Annotated in this window: 11 protein-coding genes and 1 tRNA gene; 6 read left to right on the top strand and 6 right to left on the bottom strand. The window is 65.7% G+C overall.

Annotation, left to right across the window (positions count from 1 at the left end; translation table 11 throughout):
• Positions 1–79 precede the first annotated feature (79 nt).
• Positions 80–589 carry a hypothetical protein gene (locus EJC77_RS19560; RefSeq protein WP_125616774.1) on the bottom strand — a complete coding sequence of 170 codons (510 nt, stop codon included), beginning with the start codon at positions 587–589 and terminating at the stop codon, positions 80–82.
• A gap of 369 nt (positions 590–958) precedes the next feature.
• Between EJC77_RS19560 and EJC77_RS19565 the strand changes: the two genes are divergently transcribed.
• From EJC77_RS19565 to EJC77_RS19575, 3 genes are all read left to right on the top strand, one after another.
• On the top strand, positions 959–4,810 hold the full coding sequence (locus tag EJC77_RS19565) for a putative toxin (RefSeq protein ID WP_125616776.1): 3,852 nt from the start codon (positions 959–961) through the stop codon (positions 4,808–4,810).
• Between the two features lie 147 nt (positions 4,811–4,957).
• Positions 4,958–6,076: a hypothetical protein gene (locus EJC77_RS19570; protein WP_125616778.1), complete on the top strand. Its 1,119-nt coding sequence runs from the start codon at positions 4,958–4,960 to the stop codon at positions 6,074–6,076.
• 187 nt (positions 6,077–6,263) lie between these two features.
• Positions 6,264–7,166, top strand: coding sequence for a hypothetical protein (locus EJC77_RS19575; RefSeq protein ID WP_125616780.1), 903 nt, complete (start codon positions 6,264–6,266; stop codon positions 7,164–7,166).
• Positions 7,167–7,907: 741 nt separating this feature from the next.
• Here the strand turns inward: EJC77_RS19575 and EJC77_RS19580 are convergent.
• Positions 7,908–7,983 (bottom strand) — tRNA-Arg (locus EJC77_RS19580).
• A gap of 152 nt (positions 7,984–8,135) precedes the next feature.
• On the opposite strand from EJC77_RS19580, the gene EJC77_RS19585 reads away from it, so the two are divergent.
• The 3 genes from EJC77_RS19585 to EJC77_RS19595 all read left to right on the top strand — a co-directional run bounded on the left by EJC77_RS19585 (position 8,136) and on the right by EJC77_RS19595 (position 9,659).
• Complete coding sequence (locus tag EJC77_RS19585; protein WP_125616783.1) at positions 8,136–8,573, top strand: helix-turn-helix transcriptional regulator; 438 nt, start codon at positions 8,136–8,138, stop codon at positions 8,571–8,573.
• 10 nt (positions 8,574–8,583) lie between these two features.
• Positions 8,584–8,985 (top strand): VOC family protein, encoded by a 402-nt coding sequence (locus tag EJC77_RS19590; protein WP_125616786.1) that lies wholly within the window; start codon positions 8,584–8,586, stop codon positions 8,983–8,985.
• A 110-nt stretch (positions 8,986–9,095) separates the two neighbouring features.
• Positions 9,096–9,659, top strand: coding sequence for a hypothetical protein (locus tag EJC77_RS19595; RefSeq protein WP_125616789.1), 564 nt, complete (start codon positions 9,096–9,098; stop codon positions 9,657–9,659).
• A 29-nt stretch (positions 9,660–9,688) separates the two neighbouring features.
• Here EJC77_RS19595 and EJC77_RS19600 read toward each other — a convergent pair whose 3' ends face one another.
• The 4 genes from EJC77_RS19600 to gad form a co-directional block, all read right to left on the bottom strand.
• On the bottom strand, positions 9,689–10,555 hold the full coding sequence (locus tag EJC77_RS19600) for an SDR family oxidoreductase (protein ID WP_125616792.1): 867 nt from the start codon (positions 10,553–10,555) through the stop codon (positions 9,689–9,691).
• Positions 10,556–10,696: 141 nt separating this feature from the next.
• Positions 10,697–11,182, bottom strand: a complete 486-nt coding sequence (locus tag EJC77_RS19605; RefSeq protein ID WP_125616795.1) for an SRPBCC family protein — start codon at positions 11,180–11,182, stop codon at positions 10,697–10,699.
• Positions 11,179–11,526 (bottom strand): ArsR/SmtB family transcription factor, encoded by a 348-nt coding sequence (locus EJC77_RS19610; RefSeq protein ID WP_125616798.1) that lies wholly within the window; start codon positions 11,524–11,526, stop codon positions 11,179–11,181. Before EJC77_RS19610 ends, EJC77_RS19605 begins: the two co-directional genes overlap by 4 nt.
• A 93-nt stretch (positions 11,527–11,619) precedes the next feature.
• The gene (gene gad / locus EJC77_RS19615) at positions 11,620–12,987 is read right to left on the bottom strand and encodes a glutamate decarboxylase (RefSeq protein WP_164520501.1); all 1,368 of its coding nucleotides are present in this window, start codon (positions 12,985–12,987) and stop codon (positions 11,620–11,622) included.
• Positions 12,988–13,155 lie beyond the last annotated feature (168 nt).

Below are 13,155 nucleotides of genomic sequence, written 5' to 3' on the forward strand. Positions count from 1 at the left end.
CCGGTACCGGCCCGGCTTGGAACGGGCGAATTCCGTCACAACACGACGCCGCACCTCAAACCACTACTGGCACACGCACCTAGTTCACTTTGAGCTGGACGACGACGGATTCGCCGTCGGCGATCCCGACGGCGCGGACGGTGTTGCCCGGGACGGTCATTTTTTCCTGCGTCCCGTTGCGGGTGGAGGTGACGTCGACGGGTTTTTGTCCGGCCTTGACTCCGAAGGAACCGGTGATTTCCATGTTCAGCCAGGCTGGTGAGCTGGTTGCCTGAAAGCAGACCACGTTGTTCTTGGCATCGGTGGATTCGACACGGATCAACGACCCGCCGGCGGCGCAGTCGGTGTAGATCATCTTGCCGTTGCCGTCCTTGAGCTTGATGCCTGCTTCGGCCCCGAGCCGGTCGGCTTCGGGGTGGATGTAGTCCTCGACGGCGAAGGACTCCCCGCCGGGGATGGTTTGGGCCAGGGTTGCCGGTCGCTGGACCGGGTTTGGGTGTGCTGCGGCCCCTGTCCCTGCGGCGATGGCCGTGGCGCACACGGCCGCTGTCATGGCAACGGCTATCGTTGCCGCACGCTTGATCTTCATGGTTTCCCCCTCATTGTGCCGATGCTCGGCGCGGTGTGATTGTTGTGCCTGGCCTGGCCGGTCCGTCGTGCCCTGGCCCCGGAAAAGGGGCGCGCGGCCGTGGTCGGCACAGCGAGAATAGCAGTTTTCTTGCAGGCAATTTTTTCTGGCGTGTCATTTCCCCGAACGTGCCCGGGCATGCCAAACTGTGCAGGAACATCGGGCACCCGGTGTTGGGGGCTGGCCACAACTTTCCTGCGCCCGGGCCATCGGTTTCTCTAGCCGGTGGCCCGGGCGCACGGTTGCGGCCAGCAAGGCACCGGGTGAGGGTCCGGGTGGGGTTTGCCCGCCTGGACTGCTCAGCTCATCACTGCGCACTTTTGGGGAATCATGGTTATCACTCTTCGGCGCGCCTTGCGCGCCTGCCCGGCGGCGACCTGGCTCGTTTTCCTGCTCGTCATGGCCCTGGCGGCGGGCCTGCTCTCCGGGGCGGAACCGGCCACCGCCACGGAACCGCCGGTGAGCCCGGCGGGTGCGCCGCTGAGCCCGGCGGCAGATGCCGCGGGTGTTGTCCGGCTCTTCAAGACCGGCGGTGAGACGACACGCGAGGCTGCGAAGGCTGCCTTGCAGGGCGGCCCTGAGCAAATTCAGGCGTTTATCACCGAGGGCCAGCATGTCAGCCTGAACCAGGATTTCAGGCTCATGACCCTGAAATTGACCCTGTTCGGCGGGAAGACGGTCAGGGCCAAGGCCCAGGAGGCCCTGGACGCGGACACGGACGCCTCCCTGCGCGAGTTCGTTGCCTCGGGGTGGAAACAGGCATGGGTCACCGATGACCGCCTGGAAACCTATCAGTTCCTGGCGAATGGGACGCCTCAGGTCAAAAAGGCTGCCCAGAAAGCCCTGGATGCCGGTACTGAGCAGGCCGTGCAGGACTTCATCCTGACCGGGCAGGAAGCGGCCAGCACCACCGACAACCGCATGGCCGCCTACCAGCTCCAGGCCTCGGGCTCCCCGAGTGTGCAAAAGGCTGCCGAGGCGGCACTGACTTCCAGTTCCCCCAACGCCGTGGAAGACTTCCTGCGGTACGGGCAGTACGTTGCCGCAGCCCATGATGTGGAAACGGCGACGATCAGCCAGCTCGCCGGGCAGGCGAAATCCGCCAGCGACCTCTCCAAGACACAAATGGCCCTGGCCCAGAAGTCCTCGGCCCAGGCCGTTGATGCCGCCCGGATGGCGAAGCAGGCAACCGAGCGGGCCGCCCAGGAAGCCGCGGCGGCGAAGGCCTCGGCCGCGAAGGCCGGCGCGGCAGCAAGCCGGGCGGCATCCCTGGCCGACCAGGCCGCCCTGGCCGCGGACATCGCCGTCAACGCGGCCCAGGAAGCCCACGAGGCCATGCTGGCCGCCGCCAACGCGGCAGCGAACGCCGCCGCTGCGACGGCGCGGGCCAACAACGCCGCCGCCGCCGCCCAAAACGCTGCCGCAGCCGCGGCCACCGACGCGTCCCAGGCCGCCGCCGCCAGGACCGCGGCTGTCCAGGCACGTGACGCCGCCACGAACGCCAAAAAAGCCGTTGACGCGGTTGCCGCGGCCATCACGGCCGTGGAACAATCACTCATTGCCGCGAACTCAGCCGCCAGCGCCGGGGTCAACTCGCAGTCCGCGGCCGCATCGGCGATCGCGGCCAGCAACGAGGCCGGCGTCTCCGCCGAACAGGCAGCGCAGGCCCGGGCCGCCGCGGGACGGGCCACGGCCGCCGCGGGACGGGCCGAGCAGGCCACCGCGCGTGTTGTTGCCCTCGCCGCGGAAACCAAGGCCGTCGCGGAAACCGCCCGGAAGGCAGCCAGCGACGCCATCACGCACGCGAACAATGCCGCCGCGGCCGCCGACGACGCTGCCGCGAATGCCGGTGTCGCCGCGACCGCGGCGGCCAAGTCACAGCAAGCCGCCACGGCCGCGAAATCAGCCGCTGATGCCGCCACCGCCGCGGTTGCTCAGGCCAAAACGGTGGAGGCCACCGCCCGCAAGGTCGACGCCGCCCGCCTCGACGCCGAGAAGGAATTCGGGATCAAACGCGCCCAGGCCGCCGCGGACCTTGAAACGACACGGCTCACCGAGGCGAAAAAGACCAAGGACACGGCCACGGCCGCCGCAGCCCAAACCGACGCGCTCGTGACGAAACTGACCGCACCCGGGGCGGACCTGGACCAGTTCATCCCCGAAGCCAGGACCGCCTTGGTCGGGCTCATGCAAGTCGGCGGCCCCTGGGTCCAGGCCGGAGCCGAGACAGCCATCACCGGCACGAACGAGCAAATCAAGGAATTCTTCACTGCCGGCCGCGCCATCGCCATCGAACAAGACGAATGGGATCAGGCCCTCAACTACGTGGCCAGCGACAATGCCGACATCAGCTATGCGGCTGAAGAAGCCATGACGACCAGCCCCGAAGACGTGACAGAGTTCCTCAAAACGGGACGCCATGCCATAGAGAACCCGGTCCAACGCCAGGCCGCCTACAAGATTTTGGCCGAGGGCGGGTCCGAGGTGAAGAAAGCTGCCGAAGCCGCGCTCAACAGTGCCGACCCGGCCGCCGTCCGGAACTTCCTGGACGAAGGCTACGACACGGCCCAGCGCCTGGATGAACGCGTCACCGCGTACCAGCTTCTGGCCACGGGGACGCCAGAGGTTAAGGTCGCGGCGGAAATCGCCCTCAACGGCCCGCGCGACGGGGTGCGCCGCTTCCTGCAATCCGGAAGATACGACGCGGAGGAACGCGACAACGAGACCGCCGCCCACGTCGCCGCCGTCACCTCCATGATCGCCGTCGCGGCCAAAAACGCCGCCACCGCCCAAGCCAACGCCGCAACCGCCGCCCAGGCCGCGGCCACGGCACGGAAGGCAGCAGCCGAGGCCCAGCAATACGCCCTACAAGCCGCGGCCTATGCGAACAGTGCCGCGGCGTCGGCCACGGAGGCGAAGAACCACGCCGACGCCGCAACCGCATCGGCGAACAAGGCGGCCCAGTCGGCAGTCACCGCACAGCAGGCATCAGCCCAGGCACGCAACGACGCCAACACGGCCCAACAACACGCCGCGAATGCGACACAGTCGGCATCGATCGCAGCATCAGCCGCTGCGGCAGCCAACACCGCGGCCGCCCAGGCGGCCGCGTCAGCAACACAGGCCGGACTCGACGCCGCCGAGGCAGCACAAGCCGCAACAGCCGCAACCGACGCCGCAGCGACACTGCAGCGTGAAGAGGAAAAGGCAGCTAACCTGACGAAACGGGCAACGGACATGTCCGGCAACCTGTCGGCAGAAGAGCTGGCAGCAGCCCAACTATCTGGCGGCGACGCGGCCGCCACCGAACTCAAGGAAGCACGCTCAGTGCTTGGCCAGGGATCCATCCTCGATTTCATCGTCAAGGAAGGCGGCCAACTGCTCCTGGACTTCTTTGGCGTCACCGACGTTCTCAACTGCTTCACCAAGGGCGACATCGGCGCGTGCGCCATGGCACTCGTTGGTGTCTTGCCGATCGGGAAGATCTTCAAAGCCGGCAAGGTCCTGGGCATGATCGGCAAATTGGTTCCCAAGGCCATCGAGTTCGTCAACAAGAACAAATGGGCCCGCACCATCGTCGAGAAATACTCCGCAACCGGTGGTGCTTGTGTCGCAAAGGCGGCAGCGAAGCTCTCCGGCTACAACACCTCGCAAGGAACAAAGGCTGCGGGCGTCGCTACAGTTGGATATGCGCAATCCTCTGTGCTGGTGACTTCGGGAGTATTTTCCATCCGTTCAGCGGCAGCAGGGATGTGGTGCGGCAAGCCACTGCCCGACGCCAACCCCGCGTTCGTGAAGACAGGTTGGTCGATCGGTTTGTTAGGCAGGTGGGCAGAAGACGTGATCGGGTTGTCAACCGCAGGAAAAACCTACATTGACATTACCGACGGTGCCGGACATGTCATTCGAAAAAGGATTCCAGATGGAGTTGATGGGTTAAACCTCGTAGAAGTCAAGAATGTAAAAAACCTCAAAACCTCCAGGCAGCTGTTAGACTTCGTGAAATTCCTTGAAAACGAAGGAAAAGGAGGGAAGCTGATCATTTATGTGCGTCATGGTGATGGAACCAAGATATCGAATTCAATGCAGGAATTAATAGATAAAGGAAAAGTCCTATTGGAAAAACTGCCTCCCCAAAAATCGGGCTACACACCACCCGCTTTCGCCCCCAGGCCTATCTAACAAACGAGCCGGGCAACAGCCTGCTCCGAAAACACTATGACGGTTCGGGGCCGCTAATTTACGATCGTGGATTGCCTGACACATTCAATATTGACCACACGCGCATTCATGAATGCGGAATTTTCAAGCTTCTCACGAGGAATCCAGATGTCATACGATTTTTCAATTTACACTGCCACTCCGCTCACCTTTGATGGATTGGTCCGGCTGGTGCGGAGCACTGCCGGGCTTAACGTTGAAGGGCAGCCTTCCAGCGATGCCAAATCTTTGATGGTGGTCCGGGGAGTCCGGCGGGCTTACTGCTGCACGATTGACGGGCCGTTCGGGGTCGAGCCCGAGGACGTGCCGGAGGAGGTCACGGCGTCGGTTGTTGGCGCCAAAGCTGTGTACCAGGTGCTGGTCGAGGGCAGCGAAAAGGCGTCCATTTCCTACGCCGCCCGGTTTGGCCGGAAACTCGCCAAGGCCACCGGAGGCGCCATGTTCGATGAACAAACCGAGGAAGTCTGGCCCAAGCCGAAGCCTCATCGGGTGTCCGTACCGGCGGAGGAACGGAAGACGGACATGGCGACGGTTCGTTTCTATATGCTGAATGAGGACAGGCCCGAGGACCTTCCGGAAGTCTATGTACGGACGGCTCGGGAATTCTTTCCTGAGATGCTTCCAGCCAACTTCAACGACATGAATTTCCTGAACGCGTGTGCCAAGGCTGATGCAGACGGCATCCTGGTGAAGGGAGGCTACCCCTTGGGGGCGGTTTCCTACAATCCGTTGGACAGTAATAATCGAGTTTCCTATATGTCTTTCGAATTCGACAAGGCCGGGCTGGCCGACCCCGCCGTGCGCCAGTCGTTGAAGTCCTTCTTCGTTGAATTCGCCCAAGCGTCCCGGAGCTTTCATGCAAGCGCCGAGGTGCGCCGCGGATTCATCTGGAAATCAGGCACCTATTACGGAACAGCCGACTCCGAACGATCCCAGCACCCCAGCAATCCAGGCAAATGGGCCGGCCTTCATTCCCATGCCCAGTGGTGGACCTGGTTTGGCCCGGACTACGCGGATTTGATGTCACCGTATCTGAGCGGCCAACGTGAGAGCTACGGCGACTCCGTGTTCCATGCATGGGCTGAGAAACCACTAAACCGGGACGAAATCTCGGCCTTGCTACCGGATCCTTCCCGCCCTTGGCTGCCTGCCGACTACACCTACGGCACCGACAAATACGGGATTATCAATCAATACGCCAAAATCATCCCGCCACGCCTCCAGTAACGGCCGAAGCGCCCTCAGGATACGCGGACCGTGACGAGCTCACGGCACTGCTCCCGGACCCGTCCCGGCCCTGGATCCCCCAGGAACTCGCCGCCCCCTACACCCGCTGACGGGCCGGGCCGCGCCCACCCATTTCATTCACCACCAAGAGCAAGTCATTGACCACCGACAGCAAGGACACCACCTCATGGCATTTTTCCGCAGGAAACCCAAGGACCCCGACGCAACGTTCCCGCAGCTGGGCCGGCTGCAGGGCGAGGCGATGCGCAGCATCTGCGCTGACGTCCTGACCGGCATGGGCCACTCCGTCGAGGTGGCCGGCGACCACGTCATGCTCTCTGACGGGCGGATGTTCGGCCTGGAGACGGTGGCCCGGACATTGCCGAAGGCGCCGGAGAGGGAATGGCAGCCGATGATCGAGGACTACTTCACCCGGATGACGGCCAAGGCCGGCCGGTCCATCCTGGATGCGATGGACGCTGGGGAGATGCTGGCCCGGACCCGGGCGAAGATCATTGACCCGGCCACCGTCAGCAAGGAAGATGCCGAACGCCACTACAACTACGCCCAGTGGGTGGGTGCGCTGCCCCTGGTGATGGCCTACGACGGGGAGGAGACTATCAACTACCTGAGGGACGACCACGTCCAGCGGGCTGGCGAGGACCTGGCCTGGGAGGCGGCCCGGTCCAACCTGTTCGCCGAAGGAACTGGGGCACCCCAGCAGGCCACCGACGGCGACGGCGGCTCCTTCCTGGGCATTATGTCCGAATCCATCTTCCAGTCGACCTGGCTGGCCTTCCCGGCCGAACTCCTCGACGCCCTGAAACTGACGGCCGGGCCCCTGGGGATCTTCATGACGGTCCCCTCCGCGTCGGCCCTGAACCTGCACGTCATCAACGACGACACCGGCGTGGCGGACCTGCTGTTCATGGCCCGGGTCACCCGCGCCCAGTATGACGACATGCCGCACCCGCTGAGCCCCCACGTCTACTGGTGGAACGGCGGACCGGTCCAGCCCATCACGGGCATTGCCGACGGCGAACTCGCCATGATGCTGCCCGACGAACTCGAACACCTCGCCACCAAGTAGAGACGGCGGCCGCTGGCGTCACGCCTCTGTCTGTCGTTGAGCTGTCTGGTCCACCCGGCGTCAGAAGACAACCAGTGAGTTGTTTCGTGGTTGCTTGACGGGCCTCGGACATGTTAGGCCACACCGCGACTGGTGCGGATGGTCCACAGAGCGCGACGATGGATGACCGATGGGCGTTCTGGTGGCTTCCGCAACAATTTGGGCCGTCGGGCAAGGGTTTGTTGGACGCTGTCGGAGATTAGCCACAGGATTGGTGCTTCCCCGCTGTGGGAAGCACTGGTCGTGGGCTGCTGCCGAATCACCTCGTGGAACGGTTGCACGTCCGGGACACTGAAGTGGCCATGTCTGGAATGCAAATGACACGACTTTGTTCTTTCGGGTGCTGACTCCAGGCAAGTCTGCCGATTTGCGGAATCTGGTGGGCCAAAGTTGTTGGGCTCCCTGGGCTGCCGCCTTGGGGCAACTTCTGTGCCATCCAGCGTTGCCAGAGGTCGTGTGCAGGACGATCGGAGGGCCAATTTTTGGCAGCCACAGTGTCAAACCGCGCAGGCCTGGGAAAACCGTGGGTTTCCGCGGATTTCACGCCCGCCAGTTGAAAAACGTGACGACAACCGGAGGCTGAATTGGCCCCCAGCAAGCTAAAAACGTGGCCAACTTTTCGTCCAAAAACGTGAGTAAAACGTGATTTAGCCCCTCGATGGACCCCGCTGAAACAGTAAAACCGCAGGTCAGGGCCATATTTGGTGCCCCGGGCCGGACTCGAACCGGCGGCCAAGAGATTAGAAGGCTCCTGCTCTATCCGCTGAGCTACCGAGGCTGGTGGCTCTCGACGCCCACTCGATGGAGGGCGACGAATCCGCAGTCCACTCTATCCAATTCGGCGGCAGGCACCAAACACGCGCCCGCGCACCCGCCCGCGCCCCGCCGTCGTCCACTGCCGCACCCCGCAAAGACAACTACAATGGCGGCATGACACCGCAGGAACTGGCCAACCTGGCCCACCTGCGCCGGGCCCGCGACCTGATCGACCGCGAGTATGCCCGGCCGCTCGACGTGCCGACCATGGCCCGGGGCGCGCTCATGTCCCCCGCACATTTCTCCCGCCGGTTCAAGGCCGTCTATGGTGAGACGCCCTACAACTACCTCATGACCCGGCGGATCGAGCGGGCCATGGCGTTGTTGCGTGCCGGCGTCGGCGTGACCGACGCGTGCATGGAGGTCGGCTGTACCTCGCTGGGGTCGTTCAGTTCCCGCTTCACCGAGATCATCGGCATGACGCCCAGCGCCTACCGGGCCCGGGAACACCACGCCGTGAAGGCCATGCCGTCGTGCATCGCCCGGCAGCACACCCGGCCGGCGCGCAAGCCGAGCAGGAATGAAGAAGCGTCCCCGCGTCCAGCGCAGTAGCGTGTGGACCATGAACATTTCACTGAAGTACGCACAGATCACCGTCAACGACGTCGACGAGTCCCTCGCGTTCTACCGCGACGTGCTCGGCCTGGCCGTGCGCAACGACGTCGGCTCGGACGGGCAGCGCTGGGTCACGCTCGGCAGCGACGCCCATCCAGAGCTGGAGTACGTCCTGTCCGAGCCGCACGCAGGCCGTTCCAAGGACGACGGCGACGCGCTCCAGCAACTCCTCACCAAGGGCGTCCTGCCCATCATGGTCTTCGCCACCGACGACGTGGACGCCACCTTCGAAACCATCCGTGCGGCCGGCGCCGAGGTGCTCCAGGAGCCGATCGACCAGCCGTGGGGTCCGCGTGACTGCGCGTTCCGCGACCCGTCCGGCAACACCGTCCGCTTCAACCAGGTCTAGCCTTCAACCGGCGCCGGCACCGGCACCGCAATCGGCGCCACACACTTGAATTTCCCAGCTCCATGGCCTGCAATGGAGGTAGCGGGATACGTTCCGGTGAAGGAGCCGTCGTGGTCGCATTTGCCGTCGTCATCGTGGTCACAACGCTCACCGTTGCGGCCATCCGGTTCCGCCTGCCGCACGAGCACGACCCGGATGGGGTCTTCTGGTACGCGTTCGCCGGCCTGTGCCTGGTTGTCCCCGCCATCATCATCACCGCCCTGGCCCATCCCTGGGTCGCGGCCGTGCTGGCCTGCGTTGCGGCGGCCAACGCGGTCCTGGCCAACATTGCCACCGGCAGGCTGGTCGGCGGCAGGGAACTCCGAAGGGCCGCCACGGCGGTCACGCAACAACGCAGTGAGCTTGTCCAACGCCACGATGAACTGCTGGCCCGCTGGCTGGTCTATGAGACGGATCCCGGCCGGCAGATCGACTTTCCGGCCATGACAGACGTGGCCGTTCCCGCGACGGCCCTGCTGGTCAAGGCCATGGCCCGGGCCGCCGAGTTGCGCCGGGCGGTCGGCGACGGCGAGCGCCTGCCCGATGCGGTGGTCACGTACGCGCTGGCCGTGGCCGGACTGGAGGACGCGTTCGACGCCGCCGAACGCTCCGCCCGCGCCATCAGCAATCCTTAAGGGTAGCCCGGATCCGAGAACCGGGCTTTTCAGGCCCGGGCCTCCGCAACGGTCGCGGCCAAGAACTGGGCCAGGCTCTCCGGCCGGTGGCCCGTGATCCGTTGCACGTCGCCGCTCAAAGCCGCCAACTCGCCGGCCGCGATGGCCGTGTACGTGCTCACCCAGGCATCGTATTGCCACTGCGGGGCGGGCCACCGCGTCCGGGACTCATATGCCTCCGGCACGCTCTCGTTGTGGAACTTCACCTCCCGCCCCGAGGCGGCGGACACGATCCCGGCCACCTCCGTCAGCGTCAGCGACTGCGGCCCCGTCAGCGTGAAAGTCTCATTGATGTGCCGGTTGGGTTCGCGCAGGACGCGCACGGCCACACGGGCCACGTCGGCGCGCGTCACCATCGCCACCCGCCCGTCGCCGGCCGGGCCCCGGATCACCCCGTCCTCCCCCACCAGGCTGCCCACGAAATCCGTGTAGAAGCAGTCGCGCAGGATCGTGTATGCCATGCCGGAGGCCTTGATGAACGCCTCCGTGGCGTAGTGGTCGCGCGCCAGCGTGAACGTCGCGTCGGGCGCGGCCCCCATGAACGACGTGTACACGATGTGCCGCACACCGGCCGCCACGGCCGCGTCGACGAATGACCCGTGCTCGTCCAGCCGGTCCGCCGTCTCCCGTGCCGAGACCATGAACAGCGTCTGCACGCCGCGCAGCGACCTGGCACACAGTCCCTGGTCCGCGTAGTCGCAGGGCAGCGCCATGGCGCCGGGGAGCACGGGCGCCTTCTCCGGGGTCCGGGCCAGCAGGCGTTGGCCGATCCCGGCGCCGGCCAGTCCGCGGGCGACAAGGCCGCCGACCACGCCCGTCACGCCCGTCACGGCAACCGTGGGCAGTTTCGTGTTCATGACTGGTCCGTCCTTACCTGTGCAGGGAAGATTCCTCCATGGTAGCCACCGCTGCCTCACCTGGCTCCGGATGTGCGCATTAAAGTGCGACGGCGGCACGCGGGTGAGTGGGGCAACCCACCCGCGCGCCGCCGTCGTCGGTCACTGGGCGGCGACGCCGAGCAGTTCCTCCATGCGTTCGTAGCTGTCCGTCAGGCCGTCCTCCATGCCGGAGGCCAGCATGGCGTCGCGGTCCTCGACCGACTGGAACACGTCGAAGACGGTGATGCGGGTGCGGCCACCCAGGTCGGCGAGGTCAACGCGCTCCAGGCACACATGCCCGGCGGCGCCGTCGAACTCAAACGTCTGCACCAACTGCTCCCCGGGCGTGACCGAGTGGAATACGCCCCGGAATCCGAAGGCCATGCCGGACGGGTCACGGTGCGTGTACGACCACTTGCCGCCGGGGCGCACGTCGTAGTCGCCGAGTTCCATGACCAGCCCGCGCGGCCCGAGCCACTGGACCAACAGGTCCGGCTCCGTGTAGGCCCGGTAGACGTCGGCCGGCGGTGCGTCGACCTCGCGGGTGATGGTGGCGAACGGGGTTCCGGGCTCCGCGGTGATGACGACCGCGTTTCGAGTGTTCATTTCTGTTCCTCTTTCAGGGTCCCCAGCACGGTGTCGAGGCGGCGGAATTGCCGCTCGGCCACGAGCCGGTAGGTGTCGATCCATGCGGTGAGTTCCTCAAGCGCGGCCGGGGCCAGGTGGCACGGGCGGCGTTGGCCGTCGCGGCTGCGGGTGATCAGGCCGGCGTGCTCGAGCACCTGGATGTGCTTGGACACGGCCTGCTTCGTCATGCTGAAGGGCTCGGCCAACTCATTGACCGTGGCCGGCCCGCGCGACAGCCGGGCAACCAGGGCGCGCCTGACCGGATCCGCCAGGGCCAGGAAGGCCCTGTCGAGGGCCGCCTCCCGGTCGTCCAACTCCTGCATTGTCAACCTTCGCATTGATCAACTGATTTCTTTATCAACCTTATAGTTGATTACACCAGCGTAGAACCGTCCGGATGGGCGTGTCAAGAGGTTTCAGTGGTGGAAGGACGAGCCCGGCTCAGATCCCCCGGCCAGCCGCCCGACCGACGCGGCCAGATCGGCCAAGAACATGGCGGCCAGGTCGTAGGTGAAGCCGTTGCGCACCACGACGCGCAGCACGTGCACGTCCTCCATGCCCTCGGGCATCGGGTAGGCGGGCACGATCCAGCCGTGACTGCGCAGCTCGTGCGAGACGTCGTAGACGGTGAACGCGCCCCCGTCCTCCAGCGCAAAGGCGAGCACGGGCAGTTCCTCGCCGCGGCTGAGCAGCCGGAACATGCCCAGCTCCGCCACGCCGGCCGCGATGGTCCCGGCAATGTCCCGCGAGCGTTGCTGGATGCTGCGGTAGCCGTCGTAGCCGTACCGCACCAGCGTGTAATACTGGGCGATGACCTGGGCGGCCGGGCGGGAGAAGTTCAGCGCGAACGTGGGCATGGCCCCGCCCAGGTAGTCGACGCTGAACACGAGCTCGCGCGGCAGGTCGGTCTCACCGCGCCACAGCACCCAGCCGATGCCCGGGTAGACCAGTCCGTACTTGTGGCCCGAGGCGTTGATGGAACGCACCCGCTCGAGCCGGAAGTCCCACGGCAGGTCCGGGTCCAGGAACGGGGCGATGAACCCGCCGGACGCGGCGTCCACGTGCACCGGCACGTCGATGCCGGTGCGCGCCGCCAAGGCGTCCAGGGCCGCGGCGATCCCGGCGACCGGCTCGTATGAGCCGTCGAACGTCGACCCGAGCACGGTCACGACGCCGATCGTGTTCTCGTCGCACGCGGCCGCGGCCGCGTCGGCCGTCAGGTGCGTGGCGCCGTCGAGCCGCACCATCCGCGGCTCCACCTCCCAATACCGGCAGAACTTCTCCCAGCACACCTGCACGTTCGCACCCATGACCAGGTTCGGCTTCGCGGCGTCCTGCCCGGCCGCCTCCCGGCGTTGGCGCCACCGCCACTTCAGCGCCATGCCGGCCAGCATGGCCGCCTCCGACGATCCGGTCGTGGAGCAGCCGATCGCGTTCGCGCCGCCGGCCGGTTCCGGCGCATGCCACAGGTTGGCCAGGATGTTCACGCACCGGCGCTCGATCTCGGCCGACTGCGGGTACTCGTCCTTGTCGATGATGTTCTTGTCCAGCGAGTCCTGGATCAGTGCCGCCGCCTGCGGCTCCATCCAGGTCGTGACGAACGTGGCCAGGTTCTGCCGGGCGTTGCCGTCCATCATCAGCTCGTCGCGGACGAACCTGGCGGCCGCGTCGGCGTCCTGCACCCCACCCGGGATGCGGTGGCGCGGGATCGAGCCGGCGCCGGCGTCGAAGGCGGGGGCCAGCAGCCGGTCGTCACGTCGTTCGTGGTGGCGGTGCAATGCCATGGGTGCCTCCCGGTCGAGTCGCATCAAACTGATCCCGCCGGCATTCGAGGACGACGGCGGGACCAGCGTAATTCGAAGGCTAGCGGCAATGCCGTGTAGTTAGGCTGGGCGGGCTGGTGTCAAGACGTCGGGGTTTCGGCGTGTCGGTGGGGGCAAGAAGGCGGAGCC

The sequence above is a fragment of the Specibacter cremeus genome (genome assembly GCF_003946885.1).
GTDB lineage: Bacteria > Actinomycetota > Actinomycetes > Actinomycetales > Micrococcaceae > Specibacter > Specibacter cremeus.